Origin of the sequence: Flavobacterium sp. 102, from assembly GCF_003634615.1 — a bacterium.
Lineage (GTDB): Bacteria > Bacteroidota > Bacteroidia > Flavobacteriales > Flavobacteriaceae > Flavobacterium.
Genome location: NZ_RBKX01000001.1, coordinates 1,004,692 through 1,025,613, shown reverse-complemented (window position 1 = coordinate 1,025,613; position 20,922 = coordinate 1,004,692). Strand labels below are relative to the sequence as shown.

The 20,922-nt window shown below is 37.9% G+C and carries 17 protein-coding genes and 2 tRNA genes; 12 read left to right on the top strand and 7 right to left on the bottom strand.

The genetic code is table 11. The annotated features are described in order from the left end of the window. Window positions 1-76: 76 nt before the first annotated feature. Complete coding sequence (locus C8C84_RS04615; RefSeq protein ID WP_121312418.1) at window positions 77-391, top strand: hypothetical protein; 315 nt, start codon at window positions 77-79, stop codon at window positions 389-391. Between the two features lie 9 nt (window positions 392-400). Here C8C84_RS04615 and C8C84_RS04610 read toward each other — a convergent pair whose 3' ends face one another. The 4 genes from C8C84_RS04610 to C8C84_RS04595 all read right to left on the bottom strand — a co-directional run bounded on the left by C8C84_RS04610 (window position 401) and on the right by C8C84_RS04595 (window position 5,024). After that, a complete protein-coding gene (locus tag C8C84_RS04610; protein ID WP_121312417.1) occupies window positions 401-694 on the bottom strand; it encodes a GIY-YIG nuclease family protein in 294 nt (97 codons plus the stop codon). Between the two features lie 722 nt (window positions 695-1,416). Beyond that, window positions 1,417-1,490, bottom strand: a tRNA-Asn gene (locus C8C84_RS04605). A gap of 193 nt (window positions 1,491-1,683) precedes the next feature. Beyond that, complete coding sequence (gene rseP / locus C8C84_RS04600; protein ID WP_121312416.1) at window positions 1,684-3,030, bottom strand: RIP metalloprotease RseP; 1,347 nt, start codon at window positions 3,028-3,030, stop codon at window positions 1,684-1,686. Between the two features lie 77 nt (window positions 3,031-3,107). After that, window positions 3,108-5,024, bottom strand: coding sequence for a M1 family aminopeptidase (locus C8C84_RS04595; RefSeq protein ID WP_121312415.1), 1,917 nt, complete (start codon window positions 5,022-5,024; stop codon window positions 3,108-3,110). Between the two features lie 178 nt (window positions 5,025-5,202). Here C8C84_RS04595 and serS point away from each other — a divergent pair, with 178 nt between their 5' ends. From serS to mgtE, 5 genes are all read left to right on the top strand, one after another. Further along, window positions 5,203-6,474, top strand: coding sequence for a serine--tRNA ligase (serS, locus tag C8C84_RS04590; RefSeq protein WP_121312414.1), 1,272 nt, complete (start codon window positions 5,203-5,205; stop codon window positions 6,472-6,474). Window positions 6,475-6,642: 168 nt separating this feature from the next. Continuing rightward, window positions 6,643-8,421, top strand: a complete 1,779-nt coding sequence (locus C8C84_RS04585) for a tetratricopeptide repeat protein (protein ID WP_121312413.1) — start codon at window positions 6,643-6,645, stop codon at window positions 8,419-8,421. Window positions 8,422-8,479: 58 nt separating this feature from the next. Continuing rightward, on the top strand, window positions 8,480-8,791 hold the full coding sequence (locus C8C84_RS04580) for a DUF4286 family protein (protein WP_121312412.1): 312 nt from the start codon (window positions 8,480-8,482) through the stop codon (window positions 8,789-8,791). 85 nt (window positions 8,792-8,876) lie between these two features. Then, window positions 8,877-9,656, top strand: coding sequence for a 16S rRNA (adenine(1518)-N(6)/adenine(1519)-N(6))-dimethyltransferase RsmA (rsmA, locus tag C8C84_RS04575; RefSeq protein ID WP_121312411.1), 780 nt, complete (start codon window positions 8,877-8,879; stop codon window positions 9,654-9,656). Continuing rightward, complete coding sequence (mgtE, locus tag C8C84_RS04570; RefSeq protein WP_121312410.1) at window positions 9,646-10,998, top strand: magnesium transporter; 1,353 nt, start codon at window positions 9,646-9,648, stop codon at window positions 10,996-10,998. Before rsmA ends, mgtE begins: the two co-directional genes overlap by 11 nt. A 144-nt stretch (window positions 10,999-11,142) precedes the next feature. Here mgtE and C8C84_RS04565 read toward each other — a convergent pair. Next, window positions 11,143-11,222 (bottom strand) — tRNA-Leu (locus tag C8C84_RS04565). 228 nt (window positions 11,223-11,450) lie between these two features. Between C8C84_RS04565 and C8C84_RS04560 the strand changes: the two genes are divergently transcribed. The 3 genes from C8C84_RS04560 (at window position 11,451) to pth (ending at window position 13,741) form a co-directional block, all read left to right on the top strand. Beyond that, window positions 11,451-12,392 (top strand): ribose-phosphate pyrophosphokinase, encoded by a 942-nt coding sequence (locus C8C84_RS04560; RefSeq protein ID WP_121312409.1) that lies wholly within the window; start codon window positions 11,451-11,453, stop codon window positions 12,390-12,392. Window positions 12,393-12,430: 38 nt separating this feature from the next. Next, window positions 12,431-13,039: a 50S ribosomal protein L25/general stress protein Ctc gene (locus tag C8C84_RS04555; RefSeq protein ID WP_121312408.1), complete on the top strand. Its 609-nt coding sequence runs from the start codon at window positions 12,431-12,433 to the stop codon at window positions 13,037-13,039. Between the two features lie 135 nt (window positions 13,040-13,174). After that, window positions 13,175-13,741: an aminoacyl-tRNA hydrolase gene (gene pth / locus C8C84_RS04550; protein WP_199717093.1), complete on the top strand. Its 567-nt coding sequence runs from the start codon at window positions 13,175-13,177 to the stop codon at window positions 13,739-13,741. 47 nt (window positions 13,742-13,788) lie between these two features. Here pth and C8C84_RS04545 read toward each other — a convergent pair whose 3' ends face one another. Further along, a complete protein-coding gene (locus tag C8C84_RS04545) occupies window positions 13,789-15,060 on the bottom strand; it encodes a zinc-dependent metalloprotease (RefSeq protein ID WP_121312406.1) in 1,272 nt (423 codons plus the stop codon). Between the two features lie 94 nt (window positions 15,061-15,154). Then, window positions 15,155-17,827 (bottom strand): reprolysin-like metallopeptidase, encoded by a 2,673-nt coding sequence (locus tag C8C84_RS04540; RefSeq protein WP_121312405.1) that lies wholly within the window; start codon window positions 17,825-17,827, stop codon window positions 15,155-15,157. A gap of 375 nt (window positions 17,828-18,202) precedes the next feature. Between C8C84_RS04540 and C8C84_RS04535 the strand changes: the two genes are divergently transcribed. From C8C84_RS04535 to bioB, 3 genes are all read left to right on the top strand, one after another. After that, entirely contained in the window at window positions 18,203-19,132 is a 930-nt protein-coding gene (locus tag C8C84_RS04535) for a bifunctional riboflavin kinase/FAD synthetase (RefSeq protein WP_121312404.1), read from the top strand. Window positions 19,133-19,256: 124 nt separating this feature from the next. Then, on the top strand, window positions 19,257-19,697 hold the full coding sequence (locus C8C84_RS04530; protein ID WP_121312403.1) for a hypothetical protein: 441 nt from the start codon (window positions 19,257-19,259) through the stop codon (window positions 19,695-19,697). A gap of 78 nt (window positions 19,698-19,775) precedes the next feature. Then, window positions 19,776-20,861 (top strand): biotin synthase BioB, encoded by a 1,086-nt coding sequence (bioB, locus tag C8C84_RS04525; RefSeq protein WP_121312402.1) that lies wholly within the window; start codon window positions 19,776-19,778, stop codon window positions 20,859-20,861. Window positions 20,862-20,922 lie beyond the last annotated feature (61 nt).

Sequence of the window (20,922 nt, the reverse complement as noted above, 5' to 3'; positions counted from 1 at the left end):
AATCAAATATCTAAATAGCCAAAACAAAAATACTATTGTTGAAAATGGAATACCTATAAAAATCATTTCCTGAATCATGATATTCAAGAAAATTTTAGAAATAGCAAAGAAGATATTTATAGTGTTGAAAATAGCTAAAGAACAATTTACCGTAACTTCTCCCAAAAATGCGGACGTACGTATATTTGGCGGCAAAGCAAAACTGGGAAGAATGTTAGCGGCATCTCCTTTTGTGGTGTCCGGAAAATACATGCTGATATTGCCCATTGCCGATTTCTATACGTATGACGGCGTTCGTTTGGATAGAGTTGGTGTGAATCCGGATATTGAGTTGAAATCAGAAGAAGCTTTGAATAAGGTGTTGGAGATTATCAATGGTGGTGGGAATTGAGAGGAAAGATTAAGCGTCAAATACCTCATACTTTTTAAGTAATTTTTCCACCATCTCAGGATACTTCTTTAGGTTTTCAATATATACCTTACTTTTCATAGCCTTAATATGCTTTTCGATAGCAAGAGCCTGAGATTTGGATCCACAGTTAATGGTGAAGAACAAAGTCCAATCATCAGCATTATAAGTAAACTTTCTACTCTCGGCATGCTCATGAAATTCCATTCTAAGGTCAAGATTAGAAGTATAACCAATATAAAAACGATTAATTTTCACCGAATGAAGAATGTAAACAAAGTGCATATATGTTCAATTTGAAATAAAATTAAATAAAAAAAGCCAGTCATAAGACTGGCTCTCTAATAAGCTCCCCCGATTACTATCGGGGCTCTGATTAACAGTCAGATGTAAATATTATATTCATTTGCAATGTAATTAAACAAAAAAAGCCAGTCTTGCGACTGGCTTTCTAATAAGCTCCCCCCGATTACTATCGGGGCTTGGGCTCGAACCAATCCCGATAGCTATCGGGACTATGATTAACAGTCAGATGCTTTAGCATTATTTTATAAATGAAAAAAGCCCGATACTTTCGTATCAGGCTTTCTAATAAGCTCCCCCCGATTACTATCGGGGCTTGGGCTCGAACCAATCCCGATAGCTATCGGGACTATGATTAACAGTCAGATGCTTTAGTATTATTTTATAAATGAAAAAAGCCCGATACTTTCGTATCAGGCTTTCTAATAAGCTCCCCCCGATTACTATCGGGGCTTGGGCTCGAACCAATCCCGATAGCTATCGGGACTATGATTAACAGTCAGATGCTTTAGTATTATTTTATAAATGAAAAAAGCCCAATACTTTCGCATCAGGCTTTCTAATAAGCTCCCCCCGATTACTATCGGGGCTTGGGCTCGAACCAATCCCGATAGCTATCGGGACTATGATTAACAGTCAGATGCTTTAGTATTATTTTATAAATGAAAAAAGCCCAATACTTTCGCATCAGGCTTTCTAAAAAGCTCCCCCTCTTGGGCTCGAACCAAGGACCCTCTGATTAACAGTCAGATGCTCTAACCAACTGAGCTAAGGAGGAAACTGTATATTGTAAATTCTATTATTTCAAAAAACATTTCTCGAACCAATCCCGATAACTATCGGGACTCTGATTAACAGTCAGAAGCTCTTTTTCTTTAGCTATAGAGGATATTTATATCCTTTTAAGCGGTTGCAAAGATAGAACGAATTTTATTTTTTGCAAATAAAAACGAATAAAATTTCAAAAAATATTACTTGCCTATGATTGCCTTGTAAATATCGTTTCCGTTAGCAAACAATAACAGGGAAATAAGTAATACAAAACCAACCATTTGGGCTCTTTCTAAGAACTTGTCGCTTGGCTTTCTGCCTGAGATCATTTCATACAACAAGAACATCACATGACCTCCATCTAAGGCAGGAATTGGCAATAAATTCATTACCCCTAACATAATTGACAATAAAGCCGTGATACTCCAAAAAGCTTCCCAACTCCAATAATCAGGGAATATATTATAAATAGCCGCAAATCCGCCTACGCCTTTGTAAGCTCCTGTACTAGGATTAAAAATAAGTTTCAATTGTTTCCAGTAGTTGCCCAATTGCGCAAACCCTTTGTCAATTCCAACCGGAATGGATTCAAAAAGCCCAAACTGCTCCGTGCTGAATTTGTAATAGCCTAATTTCTCCAGACTGCTTTCAGTCACTTGTGCCGGTCCAACACCCATTTTGCCTTCTTGGTTTACAATAAGCTTCACAGGCGTTTCTTTACCATCACGCAAAACGATAGCAGTAACCTCTTTCCCTTTATAGGAAGAAAGAACCGAAGCGGCTTGATCATAGTATTTTAATGATTGACCATTAACTGAAACAAAAACATCTTTAACTTTTAGTTGTTCTTTATTCTTAGAGTCATCAGCAAATCCGCCAACCACAAAAGGCATTCTCAAAGCAATCAATTCTTTTTTGTCTTTGTCAATAAATTTTCCGATAAAGTTTTGTGGTATAGCAATAGTCTTCTCTTCTCCGTTACGGTTAACCAAAACCGTTTTAGCCATCAAAACATCCAAATTAACAGAAGGTTCAAATTTTACAATTTCCTTACCGTCAATCGCGACAATTTTATCTCCTGTTTTAATCCCAACCTTTTCAAGCTCCGTGTTTTGAACCCAAACACCATCTTTCACTTCACTGTTGTTGATGTACTTTTCACCATAGAAAAAAGTCATTCCAATGTAAATAATAAAAGCCAAAATGAAATTTACCGTTACACCGCCCAACATAATAATCAAACGTTGCCAAGCCGGTTTAGAACGGAACTCCCAAGGTTGTGGTTCTTGTGCCAATTGCTCCGTGTCCATGCTTTCATCTACCATTCCGGAGATTTTCACATAACCGCCCAAAGGCAACCAACCGATACCGTATTCAGTTTCACCGATTTTCTTTTTCAGCAAAGAATATTTGATGTCAAAAAACAAGTAGAACTTCTCTACCCTAGTTTTAAATAATTTGGCCGGAATAAAATGCCCTAATTCGTGAAGTATAATTAATATTGATAAACTCAGTAAAAATTGAGATAGTTTGATTGCAATTTCCATTTCTTATTTGTCAGTTTCTTTTAAACGCACAAAAGTAAGGTTTTCACCTTACTCGTGCATATAATATTTGTTTTAGATTATTTTTTTATGAATTTTTTATGATAAGTCCCTTCCATTGTCTGAATTTGCAGGTAATGAACACCCGAAGACAAGTTGCTCACAGAGAAATCCAAAGTATTACTTTCCGATACTTTTTGCCCAAGACTGTTGTAAATAACCGCTTTTTCCAAAACAAGTGAAGTTGGCATTTGAATGTGCAAAACCTCAGCACTCGGATTCGGATACAGCACTATAGCATTGGCTAGGTCAAAAACCTCATTCCCAAGTGAGGCAGTATTGTTTTTAGAAATAATATGTTTTTCAGGATCAAATTCAACACCGGTTATGGCAAAAGGAACATTAGCAATAATCTCTTCACCATCAAAAGTGTTGTTCAAAACCAAATCGGCTTGTTCTCCCAAAGCACCATACACTCTAACCGGAACCGGCATTTCAAAATAAGTCACCGAAGGATCTGATTGTGTTTGGTTGATTACAAATTTGGCTTGACCTTCGCCCCAATTTTGAGCCGTAATGGTATAAATTGGATATCCTTGATTGTAAATCCAATCCTCAAAGAACTCGGTTAAATCTTGTCCGTAAACTGTTTCCAAATGCGCTTTTAAATCTGTAGTTACTGCGTATTTATAAGCCAAATTAGGATCGGCTAAATAATTTCTTATCGCTTGAAAAAAAGCGGTATCCCCCATTTTAAAACGCAACATTTCTAAAACCATCGCGCCTTTGTTGTAACTCAATCGGCTACTAAAAATTCTGCTGACATTAGTTGCTTGCACATCAGTTAAATACACATTTCCGGCCGGACTCGAAGTAATAAAATCAATCATCCCCGATTTTTGTATGATAAAAGCATCCAATCCGTCTAAATTCTCAATGGTGAGCGCCGATAAATAAGTTGCAAATCCTTCATTCAACCAAATGTCTTTCCAAGTTCCACAAGTAATTTTATCGCCAAACCATTGGTGTGCCAATTCGTGAGCAATCAAACCCCGACTGAAATTTCCCATAAAGGAAACAGTCGTATGTTCCATTCCGCCCCCAAAACCACATTGGGCATGACCATACTTTTCGGCACTAAAAGGATAGGTTTCAAACAAATTCTCAAACAAATCCATAATCACAGGCGTTTGGGCTAAAGAAACAACCGCCGCCGCATAACTCTCAGGATAAATATAATTTACAATCGGAAAAGTATTAGGCTCTATTCCGGCGGTTTGTGTATAAACTTGGTAATTAGTGACCGCTATTGCTACTAAATAAGCCGGTATAGGATAGCTGTGGTGAAAATGAGTGGTTTTATTTGCACCATTGGTTACCGGCGCTTCCGGTTCAACACCATTAGCCACACTAACATATTGCGATGGTGCCGTGATATACACATCAATGCTGTCAATCTTATCATTCAAATCTTGTTTACAAGGCCACCAATCTCTCGCTCCAAATGGCTCCGACAATGTCCAAATAATCGAAGCGCCATTATGAGTACTTCTCGTAAAAGCTTGCTCACCACTAGCCGGAGCACCGGAATAATTGATTTCCACAGTGGCAAAATTCCCTGTAATTAAAGTGCTTGGCAAAGTAATCACCAACTCATCGTCGGTGTTTTGCTCAAAAGACAAATCGGTAGCGCCTTGTTTTACGGAACTAACCGTCAATTGATCTGTTAAATCAAAAGTAACCGTTGTCATATCGCTCAACGCCTTGAAAGTCGTGGTTACTTTTCCGGTTATAAAATAAACAGCAGGATTTACTGTAAATTCAAGCTTGCTGTAAGTAACATCGTAGTTTGTGGTATTGGGATTGACCTGAAAATTCATGAGCTGTGAAGCAGATTTCATTTCCGATTCGGCAATTCTGTTAGTCTCTAAAATACCTTCTTGGGCAAAAACAAAAGATATTGTAAGATAAAATACTAAAAAGTAGCACTTTTTCATAGTAGGCAATTGATTTTTTTGCGAATATAGCAATTATTAAGGTAGACAACTGTCAAAGAAATGATAAATTAAACCTATCACTTTGATTATAATTTGGTTACAAAAGGCAAGTTTTTCAGCATCAGAAAGGATTTATCAAACATTTCATTAAATTTGCGAGCGCAATAAAGAAAATGACATGTTACAAATTAGTTACATCAGAGAAAATAAAGAGAAAGTGATTACCGCTTTGGCCAAAAAGCACATGGATGCTAAAGCCATTGTAACAGAAGTAATCCAATTAGACGAAAACAGAAGAAGCACACAAGTGGCTCTTGACAATACTTTGGCAGAAGCCAATAAATTATCTTCTGCTATTGGTGAAATGATGAAAAACGGAGAAAAAGCCAAAGCCGAAATCCTAAAACAAAAAACGAGTCAACTCAAAGAAAGCAGTAAAGAATTGTCTGAGAAATTAGATGCCTTCGCTACCGAATTGACGCAAAAAATGTATTTATTACCGAATCTTCCTGCCGATATCGTTCCGGAAGGCAAAACACCGGAAGAAAACCTAAACGTTTTTCAAGAAGGCGATATTCCTGTTTTACATGAAGGTGCGCAACCTCACTGGGAATTGGTTAAAAAATATGACATCATCGATTTCGAATTAGGCGTAAAAATCACCGGTGCCGGATTTCCTGTCTACAAAGGAAAAGGTGCTAAATTGCAACGCGCTTTGATTTCCTATTTCCTTGATAAAAATACCGAAGCCGGTTACCAAGAGTTTCAAGTACCGCATTTGGTCAACGAAGCTTCAGGTTACGGAACCGGACAATTGCCGGACAAAGAAGGACAAATGTACCACGTTGGCATTGACGATTTGTACTTAATTCCAACTGCTGAAGTTCCGGTAACGAATTTGTTCCGCGATGTGATTTTGCAGGAAAGTGAATTGCCGGTTTTGTGCACAGGTTATACACCGTGTTTCCGTCGCGAAGCCGGTTCTTATGGCGCGCACGTTCGTGGTTTGAACCGTTTGCACCAATTTGACAAAGTAGAAATCGTTCGTGTTGAACATCCTGATAACTCTTACCAAGCCTTAGACGGTATGGTAGAACACGTAAAAGGAATTCTTCAGGAATTGAAATTACCCTATAGAATTCTTCGCCTTTGCGGGGGCGATATGAGTTTTGCTTCAGCATTGACTTATGACTTTGAAGTATTTTCAACAGCGCAAGACCGATGGCTAGAAATCTCTTCGGTATCTAATTTTGAAACTTTCCAAGCCAATCGTTTGAAATTGCGTTTCAAAGGAAAAGACGGAAAAACCCAATTGGCACACACCCTAAATGGAAGTTCATTGGCTTTGCCTAGAGTTTTAGCCGGAATCATAGAGAATTACCAAACACCGGAAGGTATTGTAATTCCGGAAGTTTTACGTCCTTACACTGGTTTTGATATCATTAACTAAATAGTTAATCTTTAGCAAACAATGTACTAACGGAGCACAAAAAGTGTTACTTTAGTACATTGTTCGTTTAATTTGAAACATGAAATGAGCATTCCGAAAATTTGATTCCAAATGAAACACCATTTATGCGAATTACATTTGACCTTTGAAAAACAATAGAATTTACAAATGAAAAAAATTCTCTCTATCTTATTCTTATTCCTTTCGCTTTGGGCTTCGGCTCAAAACGAGCAATTGGCCAATAATTATTTTGACCGAGGTGAATTTGAAAAAGCCTTAGTGAGCTATGAAGAACTGCTGAAAGCACAACAAGGCAACTCCAATTATTTCCAAAAAGTAATTGAGTGTTACCAACAACTGCAACAATTTGACAAAGCTGAAAAAGCCATACAAGAAAGGCTCGACAAATACAAACAGAGTAGTCTTTTAATCGAATTGGGTTTTAATTTTCAGTTGCAAAAAAACCAAGAGAAAGCCAACAAACAGTACAATCAGGCAATTGACAGAATCAAAAAAAATGCCAACGAAGCTTATGGATTGGCTTACACATTCGAAAGAAAAGCTTTGTTTGATTATGCGCTTTTGGCTTATAAAACCGCTTTGGAAATCGACCCTAGATTGAGTTTCAACTTCCAGATGGCGATGCTTTACGGACAAAAAGGCGAAACCGATTTGATGATTGAAACTTATTTAATGGAAGCCAATCTAAATCCGCAAAACTTGCCGATTATCCAAAACCAATTATCGCGTTTTATGACGGAAGATGGTGATGAAAATTTCAACAATTCTTTGAAAAAAGCCTTGCTCATCAGAACACAAAAAACACAAGATGTGTTTTGGAATGATTTCTTAAGTTGGTATTTTGTGCAACAGAAAGAATATGGAAAAGCCTTTATCCAGCAAAAAGCCATTTACAAAAGAAACCCCGAATCTTTTGGAAATATCGTCAATTTGGGCGAAATGGCCATTGAAGATAACGACCAAGATTCAGCCAAAGAAATTTTGACTTTTGTTTTAGAAAACACCAACGATTTAGAACTGTTGATTCAGGCACATTCTTATTTGATGGAGATGAAAATTGATCATGCCACCGATAAAGATTATGTCGCCATTACTGCCGAATTGGATCAATTGATCAAAGAATTTGGCGTAAGTCCGTATACTTTATCCTTATTGGAATTGGAAGCAGATTTCACGGCTTTTCACCTCAACAATCCCGAAAAAGCGAAAGCAATTTTGAAAAATGCCATGGAAATGCCATTGAACCGCTACCAAACCGCAGCCATCAAAATGCAATTGGCCGATATTCTTTTACTGGAAGAAAAATACAACCAGGCGTTGATTTATTATTCTCAGGTAGGCGAAGACATGGGCGGTGATATTACCGGGCAGGAAGCGCAATTAAAAACTGCCAAAACCAGTTATTTTAAAGGCGATTTTGAATGGGCAACACACCAATTAAAAGTGCTCAAATCGGCTGCTTCACAATTGATTGCCAATGATGCTTTAGATTTGTTCTTACTCATCAGCGACAATACCGTAGAAGATTCGACTCAAATAGCATTAAAGAAATTTGCCCGCGCTGATTTTTTGTTGTACCAAAATAAAAAAGCGGAATCTTTGGCGCAATTCCAACTGATTTTAAAAGAACACAAAGGCGAAGAAATCGAACCGGTGACTTTATTACGCATTGGTAAAACCTACGAAAAAATGGGCGATTTCACCAAAGCTTTGGAAAACTATAATGCCATTGTAACCCATCACAAAGAATGCATTTACATAGATGAAGCGCTTTACTATTCGGCGGAGATTTACAATACCAATTTGAGTGATGTCGAAAAAGCCAAACCACTTTATGAAGAAATCATCTTCAAACACGAAGACAGTATTTTCTTTGTCGACTCGCGGAATAAATACCGAAAACTTCGCGGAGACACTAATTTATAGTGGTCAGTGTTCAGTGTTCAGTCTCCATTTAATTCCAATTTATAAATTTTAAACAATCATGATTTTATATAACGTTACCATTAACATACACGAAAGCGTTCACGACCAATGGATGCGATGGATGCAGGAAAAACACATCAAAGATGTTTTGGCTACCGGAAAATTTTCTTCGGCACGAATGGTAAAAGTCTTAATTGAAGAAGAAATGGGCGGCACGACTTATTCCATACAATACACTACCGACAGCAAAGAAACCCTGCAAAAATATTATGATGAAGATGCACCAAGATTACGCGAAGAAGGACATAGGCTTTTTGGCGACAAAATGTTGGCTTTTAGAACGGAATTGGAATTGATAAGCGAGCATTAACAGACTAACTTAGACTTCTTAGACTAGCTTAGACTTCTTAAAAAAAAGTCTAACAATCTAACAATCTAATAATCTAATAATCTAAATGAACCAAGTAAAAGCCAAAAAACACCTCGGACAACATTTCTTAACCGACGAAAGCATAGCCAAAGACATAGCCGACACGCTGAATCTGGAAGGCTATGACAACGTATTGGAAATCGGGCCGGGTATGGGTGTTTTGACCAAATATCTTTTGGAAAGACCGACCACGACTTATGTGATTGAAATTGATACCGAATCGGTAGCCTATTTGAATGCGCATTATCCAAAATTGGAAGGGAAAATCATTTCCAAAGACTTTTTAAAATATAACATTAACGAAGTTTTTGAAGGCAAACCTTTTGCCATCACCGGAAACTTCCCTTATAACATTTCGTCCCAAATTGTTTTCAAATGTTTGGAATTGCGCGAACAAGTTCCCGAGTTTTCGGGTATGTTCCAAAAAGAAGTCGCCGAAAGAATTTGTTCCAAAAAAGGCAGCAAAGTCTACGGAATTCTGTCTGTACTGGTTCAAGCTTTTTATGAAGCCGAATATTTGTTTACCGTTCACGAACACGTTTTTAATCCGCCACCCAAAGTAAAATCAGGTGTTTTACGCTTGCGCCGAAAAACGGATTTCCATTTGCCTTGCAACGAAAAATTATTCTTTAGCGTTGTCAAAACCGGTTTTCAACAACGCCGAAAAACACTTCGAAACAGTCTAAAATCGTTTAACCTTTCGGATAATTTAAAAGAAGACACTATCTTTGACCTCCGTCCGGAACAATTGACTGTAGAACAGTTCATAGAACTCACTCAAAAAATAGAAGCCAATGCAGTTTAAAATCAGCAAAGAACTCTTAGCGCAAATCGAGCAACTCATTCACGACAAGAACGACCGAGAATTGGAAGTATTGTTGAATGACATGCACCATGCCGATATCGCAGAGATTTTTGAGGAACTGGAAACTGCCGAAGCCACTTATATTTTTAAAATCCTGGACAGTGAAATCACCGCTGAAATTCTTCCCGAATTGGAAGACGATTTGCGTGAAAAAATCCTTAAAGGCCTTTCTGCCAAAGAAATTGCAGAAGAACTTGACGAGTTAGACACGGATGATGCGGCAGATATTATTGCCGAACTTTCGCAAAGCAAAAAAGAAGAAGTAATCTCGGAATTAGAAGACGTTGAACACGCCAAAGACATTGTCGATTTGTTGCGTTACGACGAAGATAGTGCCGGTGGTTTGATGGGAAAAGAGTTGGTGAAAGTCAATGAAAATTGGAACGTACTGACCTGTGTCAAAGAAATGCGAATCCAAGCGGAAAATGTCACTCGCGTGCATTCGATTTATGTGGTTGATGACGAAAACCGATTGAAAGGACGCTTGTCTCTAAAAGATTTATTGACCACTTCGACCAAAACGCCTATCAGCGAAGTGTATATCAAAAAAGTAGATTATGTTCGAGTAGACATGCCCAACACCGATGTCGCTCGCATCATGCAAAAGTATGACTTGGAAGCCATTCCCGTAGTCGATGAAATGGGCAGGTTGGTCGGTAGAATTACCATTGATGATATCGTAGACGTAATTAAAGAAGAAGCCGATAAAGATTACCAATTAGCAGCCGGTATCTCGCAAGACGTAGAAGCGGATGACAGTATTCTCGACTTAACAAGAGCGCGTTTGCCTTGGTTGGTTTTGGCTTTGTTTGGTGGTTTTATCAGCGTTAGAGTCTTAGGTTTATTCGAAGGTGCGATGGCGAATCACGGGAATTTATTCTTTTTCACACCACTAATTGCAGCGATGGCCGGAAATGTTGGCGTACAATCCTCGGCTATTATTGTGCAAGGTTTGGCCAACCAATCCATCAGCGGTTCGCTTTGGAATCGTTTGATTAAAGAAGTGTCTTTGAGTTTACTCAACGGCGTTATCTTGGCCACCATCCTTTTTGTGGGAAGTCATTTCCTTTTGAATGTAGAATTGATTATCGGAGAGATTGTCACCATTGCGTTGGTTTCAGTAATTATCATTGCTTCGCTTATCGGAACTTTTGTGCCATTATTACTGCACCGATTTAATATTGATCCCGCTTTGGCGACCGGACCGTTCATTACCACCAGCAATGATATCTGTGGAATTTTGATTTACTTTTCGATTGCTAAATTGATTTTAGGGTTTTGATTTTTTAGGAGCAGCACTTCCAGCTTCTTTTCACTAATCCTCCCGCCATCCGCACTACGCGGTAGTTTGCTCCTGTCGGGGCTATTTAGACAATATTTCTTTCTTACACTAAATAAAAAAACCTCTCATTACTGAGAGGTTTTGTACCCGGAGTGGGAATCGAACCCACACTCCTAAGAACACGAGTTTGAGTCGTGCGCGTCTACCAATTCCGCCATCCGGGCATTAAGGTATTTGTGTTTTGTGGGTGCAAATGTAAAAAAAAATTCTTCATACAATCAAAAAAATACTTAAAAATATCCTTTCAGAGTCGGATTTAATTTCTAAATTTGCACCTCGGTAAAACGAACAACAACTAACTAACTACACCCGAGGCAATTAATACCTAAAGTTTAGACAGACGTCAAAGCAGAATTGTATGTAGCGCAGCGGAGTAACAACAACTAATTACAATGTCGCATTTAGAACCCGAAGCAAAAATATTTGCCTGTTCACAAAGCGTTCATCTGGCCGAACAAATAGCTACTAACTATGGGATTCCGCTGGGGAAAGTTACGTTCTCAAAATATAGTGATGGCGAGTTTCAACCTTCTTTTGAAGAATCAATAAGAGGATTACGCGTTTTTATTGTCTGTTCCACTTTTCCAAGTGCCGACAATTTAATGGAGCTTTTGTTAATGATTGATGCAGCGAAAAGAGCATCAGCACGACACATTACTCCGGTAATACCTTACTTTGGTTGGGCAAGACAAGATCGTAAAGACAAACCAAGAGTTCCGATTGGAGCCAAGTTAGTAGCCAAATTATTGGAAACTGCCGGTGCCACCAGAATCATGACTATGGATTTACATGCTGATCAGATTCAAGGTTTTTTTGAAAAACCGGTGGATCACTTGTTTGCTTCGACTATCTTTTTACCGTATGTAAAGAGTTTGCAATTGGAAAATTTAACGATTGCTTCTCCGGATATGGGCGGTTCCAAAAGAGCTTATGCTTATTCTAAGTTTTTAGAATCAGACGTGGTGATTTGTTATAAGCAAAGAAAAATCGCCAACGTCATTGACACAATGGAATTGATTGGAGAGGTAAAAGGCAGAAATGTGATTTTGGTTGACGATATGATCGACACCGGAGGAACCTTAGCCAAAGCGGCGGATTTGATGATGGAGAAAGGCGCAATTAGCGTAAGAGCTATTTGTACACACGCTATTCTTTCGGGAGAAGCGTATGAAAAAATAGAGAACTCTAAATTATTGGAGTTGATTGTTACCGATTCTATTCCGTTAAAGAAGGAATCAAACAAAATAAAAGTGGTGAGTTGTGCGCCGCTGTTTGCAGAAGTAATGCACATGGTGCAACACAACAATTCCATCAGCGGTAAATTCCTGATGTAATTCAATTAAGTATTTTTTATTAACTATATATTTTTACAATGAAATCGATTACGATTAAAGGACAAGAAAGAGAAAGCGTAGGCAAAAAAGCTACTAAAGCCTTACGTGATGCTGGAATGGTCCCTTGCGTTATTTACGGAGGAACTACACCACAGCATTTTGCAGCAGAAGAAAAAGCATTCAAAGGCTTGGTTTACACTCCAAACGCACACACTGTTGTAGTTGATTTGGCTGGAAAAACATCCAATGTTATTCTTCAAGACATTCAGTTTCACCCGGTATCTGACAAAATTTTACACATTGATTTCTTTCAATTAAACGATAGCAAAGAAATCACTATGGAAGTTCCCGTGAAAGTGGTTGGAACATCACCAGGTGTATTGTTAGGTGGTGATTTACGTTTAAACACCAGAAGATTAAAAGTGAAAGCTTTGCCAAAAAATCTTCCTGATTTTGTTGAAGCTAACATCTCTGAATTGCAAATGGGTAACAAATTGTACGTTACTAAATTAGAAGCTAAAAACTTCAAATTGATGCACCCGGATAACACTGTGGTTGCTCAAGTGAAGATTTCACGTGCTGCTATGAAAGCCGCTCAAGAAGCAGCAAAAGCAGCAAAAGCTCCGGCAAAAGGAAAGAAAAAATAATTTTCAATACCTTATATTCAAAAGCATCAGTTCACACTGGTGCTTTTTTTATGAAATCAAATTAGCTACTTTTACGCTATGAAATGGTTGACCAAATTATTTACCCCTAATACAACTTCTGAAAAAATACCAGAAATGAAGAAATACCTCATCGTCGGACTAGGAAACATCGGTGCCGAATATGTAAATACACGCCACAATATTGGCTTCAAAATTTTGGATTATGTGGCCCAAAAAGAAAGCTTGTCTTTTGAAACCGCCAAACTAGGAACGATTACTGAATACAATATTAAAGGCAGAAAGCTAATTCTGTTGAAACCCAATACCTATATGAATTTGAGCGGCAAAGCGGTTCAATATTGGATGGACAAAGAAAACATCGCCAAAGAAAACGTCTTGGTCATTACTGATGATTTAAATTTGCCTTTTGGCACCATCAGAATCAAAGCCAAAGGCAGCGATGGTGGTCACAATGGGTTAAAAAACATCCAACTGATTTTAAACTCCTCGGAATATCCGCGTTTTCGTTTTGGAATCAGCGATGAGTTTAAAAAAGGGCAACAAGTAGATTATGTGTTAGGCGAATGGAACGAAGAAGAAAAAGCCAAACTTCCGGAACGATTTGCCATCTCCAAAGAAATCATAGAATCCTTTGTTCTTGCAGGCTTAAACAACACCATGAATAGCTTTAACGGAAAATAAAAAAAGCTATCAGAAATGATAGCTTTTTTTATTGATATAGTACTAAATTACTCAATCACAATTTTCTTGGTTATTACTAAACCATTATCACTTTTGATATTGATAAAGTAAATGCCGCTACTGGTATTTTCTAAATTAATAGTCTGAACTAAAGCAGAAGTCAATTCAAAGTTGTTGTCATAAATAATTTGACCCGCGATATCATAAACCTCTACAGCATAACTATTGGTTAATTCTTTTAACTCTATAGTAAAACTTCCTTTACTTGGGTTTGGGTATACCTTGAAATTACTTGATAAAACTTCATTGTTTGATAAAGCAGTAGTTGAAAACTGACTGGCTATAGCATTATAATAAGCTCTCATTCTGTTTTCTTGTCCTAAAGTAAACATGTACATACAAGCATCATCCACATAATCCATGTAGTTCATTGTAAGCGCTAACTGTTCGAATGAACAACTTCCAACCTCACCAGCGGTTAGACAGCCATAAGACTCTTCAGCTACCTCAGGCGTATCACAAACTCTATCTCCTTGCGTATTACAATTGGTATTAGTACTACAAGTACCATTGTTGAACGTATGATTTAAATTAAAGAAATGCCCTAACTCATGCGTTAGTGTTCTACCTAAATTAAAAGGTGCTGCAGGAACATAACCGGTACAACCGGCACCAGAACCAAAACAAAATCTATTAATCACAACTGTTTGACCCGAACCAGGCGATCCACCAAGCGGAGAATATCCTAAAATTGAACTCCCTTCATTTCTCACCACTAAGTTCATATAACCTGCCCAAGTAGCATCTGAATCAGCACCGCTTAAGAAATCTGTACCAAAAGTTATGGCTAAATCTCCGTTATTCAATCCGGTTCCTGCCGGATGGTTTTCTGTAGCCAATTCAAACTGAACCCCAAGATTACCGATAGAAATACCCGGATAAAAATCGGTATCACCTTCAGTAAAATTGATAATGTCTGCATTAGCTGCATTGTAATCGGCATTTAAAATATTGATTTGGTTTTGTGCCAAAGCTCTTAAACAAGTTTTCACCGCTTCAGTAGCTGTTCCGGCAGAAGGATAATGAACCGCTACGGGAATTCTAATCGCTTGAACATTATTAACAGCGTTACTATTTCTGTTAAGTGAGGACTGTTTTTGAAGTTCAACTTCAAACTTGGCTTGTTGTTGAAGATACAACTGTTTAGCAGCAGGATCATTCATAATCTGTTGCATGTATTGCTGCATTCCACAGGTTCTTTGTTGGGCAAAGCCAATTTGAACTAAAGCCAACAACAGCAAGGAGAATTTTAATTTCATTTAGTGTTTTTTTATTATTTATACATTTTAAGCTCAAAAAGGAGAAAGTTTCACAACTCTCTCCTTTTGAAACTATTTTAAATTCATTTTTAACTTATTCAACAGCTATTCTTTTTACTACTTTTCTGTTACCATCAGTAACGTTCAATAAGTAAATACCTGATTGGGTATTATTCAACTGAATGCTTTCGTTAAACATACCTTGGTTCGTATAAGTATTTTCGAATATTTTTCTACCTCTCATATCATAAACATCAATCTTTGTTTCCTCTGAAGTTGGGTTGTCAAATTGAACGGTAAAGTTTCCGTTGTTTGGATTTGGATATACTGTTAAATCAGCAATATCAAATTGTTCATTACCCAATGTACATCCAAAATCAATTCCCCAAGAGGTAATGGAACCCGTATCACCATTATAAAAATCCTGAACGGTCAACGTCCAAACTCCGTTAGATGGCTTTCCGTTAAAAGCGGCTAAAGCTTGAGCTGGACTATATGTTCCTGTTGTTGGGCTGGCACAAACCGGCGCAGGAGAACCATCAACAAAAATAACACTCATTCCTGTTCTTTGTGGATTGTTACAGGTTCTGTTCCATAGGTTAATTTCTGTACCGTCAGGGTGTTTCAGTTTAACTACTAAATCCCCAATCCAAGTATGACCTGTACTGAAAGAAGCCTTCATATTGTCAATTGTAACACTATTTGGAAAATTGATAGTACGAACTGATGCGGCACCAGGGTTATTAGCTCCTAATCCGTCAGCTATTGCTGCACCCGGAGCTTCATTACCTACATTACAATCATATCCTAAAGAAATATTATTAGATACGGCATAAAATATATTACCAACAGATTCAATTAATAATTTACTGTTTAATGCCGGAACAGAAGGCATTGTTATAGCTTCTGAACCATCATTTGGAGTATTTGCTACTAAGGTTGTGAATGTAGCGCCATTGTCTGTTGTCAATAAGATATTAACGTTTGCAGTGTTCATACCGTTTGCAGTTGTACCGGCTACATTCCAAGTAATGGTTTGCGTTGATCCTAATGGCCATGAAGTTGGTGTACTTGGATTTGTGAATTCAAAGGCTCCACTAATGTCAACTACATTAACTGTGGTTTGTGCTGTATTTGTTTGTCCACCGCCAAGAACGTTATCTCTAACAGTTAAGGTAAATGCTAATGATCTTGGTACCGTTGAAACCGTTTCCCATGGATTGACTAAATTACCGTTTAACACATCAGAAAAAGCTGGCATATAACGAAACGAATCAACACTTGGCACAACAGATCTGAAATTAGGTCCGTCTGTTTTGGTAGGAGAAGGTAATGAAGGTACGGCACCTATTATTGTGGCATCATTGTTTTGCTCCCAAGTATAAGTTAGTATTTCCCCAACAGTTCCTGTTCCTGATCCAGTTAATTTAAAAGCAGTTCCCACCGGAATTGTATAACTGGTACCTGACACAGCTACTGTAGGTCTAGGGTTTGTTGCAACAATACTGGTACTTACCGGACAAGTCTTACCCGCTAAATTATTTTGTATTTGAAGAATACTTCTATAAGTAAAATAATCGTCTGAATTGGCTTGCATATCTGTTCCACTTCCTCCAATTCCGGCATAAGCCATCACAGTAGAACCACTACCCGGCTCAACATTTACCGCATTGTTTTCATTAAAGTTGATTCCGCCATGAGCGAAGGTATGGTTAGCTCCCATTTGGTGTCCCATTTCGTGAGCTACATAATCAATATCAAAAGTATCTCCCATTGGAACTCCATCAGCAGGTGAAGTATACCCGCTTCCTTTACTAGCATCAACACAAACACAACCTATACAACCGGCACTTCCACCGCCTCCTGTTGCGCCAAACAAATGACCAATATCATAATTAGCAGCACCTACATAAGTTACATTGTTTAATGTTGCTTGTAACTGAGCATTCCAGTTATTCATTCCTGAGGCAGCTGAGTATGGGTCAGTGGTAGCGTTAGTAAATACAACATTGGAGTTATTAGCAATAATAATTAATTTAACCGCTAAATCTCTTTCAAAAACACCGTTACAACGAGTCATTGTAGCATTCATAGCCGCTAAAGCTCCGGCAACAGTACCTCCGTGATAAGCCGCATATTCCCCTGTACAAGATAAAGCCAAACGCATGGTTTTATAAGACTGATTGTTTGCCATAACTACATTACCATTTCTTTGCAAGTTATTAGTCAACGCTACGTCATCTGTAGAACATACAAAAGGCAATTGACCAGGCGTTCTTGTTTTTGAGTCAAAAACAACATAAACTGATCTGTCTTTGGTGTAAGGCTCAATAAATTCAGAACCTAAACCTGCTCTGAATATCATTGTTTGAATGCCTGAAGGCGCAAAACTAAAATTTAAAGTAGCAGCAGGATCGGTAATTCCTTTTCCAACATAAGCTCTGATTTCAGGAAAATTAGCTTGTAATTCCGGCGCAAAGTTTGAGGATTCCCAAACCATAAACTTTTCTAGTTTTCCGCTGATATTTGGAATTGAAATTTCTACTCCAGGAAGTCCTGTAGCTATATCCTTAACGTTTGCTAATAATTGTTTGAATTCAACTGAATTGAATTGTAGTAATTTTTGGTTTTCAGAGTACTGGATTTCTCTTACCTTTTCAGAAGCAACTGTTTTGTCGCTGCTTAGTAGCTGCCAAGGCGAATTGCTTTGAGCATAAACCTGGCCTATTGAGAAAACCAAAATGACTAATAAATAATGTTTTTTCATGGTGTTTTTTGGATTTTTTAAAAAGTAGCCAAAGATAATTATCTTTCAATAGATTACAAATTACAAAGCCCTTTTTTTGAAAGATTTCAATTTAAATTTAACATAAAGTTGGTTATTTCCATTTTTTTAACAGTCTATTGCCTAATATTTTCATAGCGTTATCGTTAAAACAAAACACTTCCTCAAACCTTATTCTCCTTAATTACGAAAAAACAACCACTAAGGTTCAACTTAAATAGTACTATTTAAGCAAAACAATTTCAATTTGCCCGAATTGATTTAGCTCAATACTTCCGATTTTCCGCATTAAAGGCTTAAAAATTATTGTATTTAATTTGTAAAACATATTTTTGCAGTATTACATTTATTTACTTCTTGAAAATAGTTCATTCCATACAATCTTTTGTTGCCCATAAACCTACCATAGTTACTATCGGTACTTTTGACGGCGTTCATTTGGGGCACCAAAAAATATTGGACCAAATTATTTCCGGTGCCAAAGCTCAAGATTGCGAGAGTTTAGTCCTGACATTTTTCCCACATCCGCGAATGGTGCTTCAGGAAGGAACCGAAATGAAACAACTCAACACGCTCAACGAAAAGATAGCTTTGCTAGAAAGCTTAGGCATTGACCATCTCGTGGTTCATCCTTTTGACAAAGATTTTTCAAGATTGACCGCTGAAGATTTTGTCAAACACGTTTTGGTAGACACTTTTAAACTAAAAAAAATCATCATTGGCCACGACCATCGCTTTGGCAGAAACAGAACTGCTGACATCAATGATTTGACCGAATTTGGGAACACTTTTGGTTTTGAAGTGGAACAAATTTCAGCTCAGGAACTCAATGACGTTTCTATTAGTTCTACTAAAATCAGAACTGCTTTAAGCGAAGGCAATATCGAATTGGCCAACGACTATTTAGGCTATAACTATTCCCTAACCGGCAAAGTTTCCAAAGGCAAACAACTCGGAAGAACCATTGGTTATCCAACAGCCAACATCCATATTGAAGAAGATTACAAACTTATTCCGGAAAACGGCGTTTATATTGCTAAAAGTGTGATTGACCAAAAGACGGTTTATGGCATGATGAACATCGGCAATCGCCCAACAGTTGACGGCACTACACTGAGCATAGAAATCAATTACTTCGATTTTGACCAAGACCTTTATGACCAAACCATAACCGTTTCTCTTTTGAAACGCATGCGTGACGAACAAAAGTTCGAGTCTTTAGACGCGCTCAAAAACCAATTAGCCTTAGACCAATCGACCGCAGTAGACTATATCAAGCAACTGTAAAAAATTTAAAATTGTCTTTATTTTTTTAAAGCAAAACTTTCTTTTCTGTTAAATAATTACTATTTCTAAGATAATTTCTTAAATTTGATAGACACTTTTTGATTACTCACTTAAATCTATCACGATGAAACTGCCAAAAGAACTACTAAACGGGATTTTAATCTTCGTTGGAATTGCCATCTACTTTTTTATCATGGAATTTTTCGGGCTATCAAATATCTTATTCCTGAGAGCTTTTAATGCTGCTTTTGTATTTTTTGGTGTCGCCCGAACCATAAAATCAAACATCAAAGAAAGAAAAACAGGCTATGTCTCTAATCTTCTTTCTGCCGGAATAACCGCCATCATCGGGGTTTTGCTCAGCGTCGCCGGATTGCTCACTTATATTTACGTTAGAGGCGGCAATGCATACATTGACAATCTATCTGAAGAATTTTTATTTGGCGGAGAACCAACTGCTAACGAATATTGCATTGGGGTTTTATTTGAAGGAATTGCCTCAGCTGTTATCATGGTTTTTGTGGCGATGCAATTTTGGAGAAAAGATTTTGCTGCCAACAAATAATTATAGCGTAATCCAATAATCACTTATTGGTACTTAATTACAAATTGACTACTTTTGGTGCAATATAAAATAGCACCTATGAGTATTACAAAACACAACTGGACCAAAGACGAAATCATTGCTATATACAACAAACCGTTGATGGATTTGCTTTACGAAGCGGCTTCCATTCACCGTGAGCATCATGATCCAAATGTGGTTCAGGTTTCCACTTTACTTTCGATAAAAACTGGCGGTTGTCCCGAAGATTGTGGCTACTGTCCGCAAGCGGCACGCTATCATACGGATATAACCGGAAACGATTTAATGACCGTAAGCCAAGTAAAAGCACAAGCTTTGAGAGCCAAATCCAGCGGTTCTTCTAGAGTTTGTATGGGTGCTGCGTGGCGTAATGTAAAAGACGGCGAAGAGTTTGACCAAGTATTGGAAATGGTGAGAACCATCAACAAACTAGACATGGAAGTGTGTTGCACACTCGGTATGTTAACTGAAAACCAAGCCCAGCGATTAGCCGAAGCCGGTTTATATGCTTACAACCACAATTTAGACACTTCAGAAGATTATTATAAAGAAGTCATTTCAACCAGAGGTTTTGAAGACCGTTTGCAAACCATCGAAAACGTACGCAAAACAAACGTTACCGTTTGTAGCGGTGGTATTATTGGGATGGGCGAAAGTATTGAAGACAGAGCCGGAATGTTAGTCGCTTTATCTACTTTAAATCCGCAACCGGAATCTGTGCCGATTAATGCCTTAGTAGCCGTTGAAGGAACACCGATGGAAAACGAAAAACCGGTTGAAATTTGGGAAATGATTCGTATGGTAGCTACCACGCGTATCGTGATGCCGGAAACCCAAGTGCGTTTGTCTGCCGGAAGAACCGAAATGTCTCGCGAAGGTCAAGCCATGTGTTTCTTTGCCGGTGCCAATTCGATTTTTGCAGGCGATAAACTATTGACTACGCCAAACCCTGATGTGAATGAAGACATGAAAATGTTTGAAACCCTTGGTTTAGTCCCTCAAAAACCATTTATCAAAATCATGCAACCAACCACTGTTGAAGCAGAAGATTCACAATTCCAAGCCCTTGGCGAAAAGCCAAAATGGACACGTCCGGGACACCAAATTGAACGCAATTTAGAAGCATCAACTAAAGGAAAATAATTCCCAACCCACATAAAAAAAGTCCCAAACTAATTTAGCTTGGGACTTTTATTTTATAATT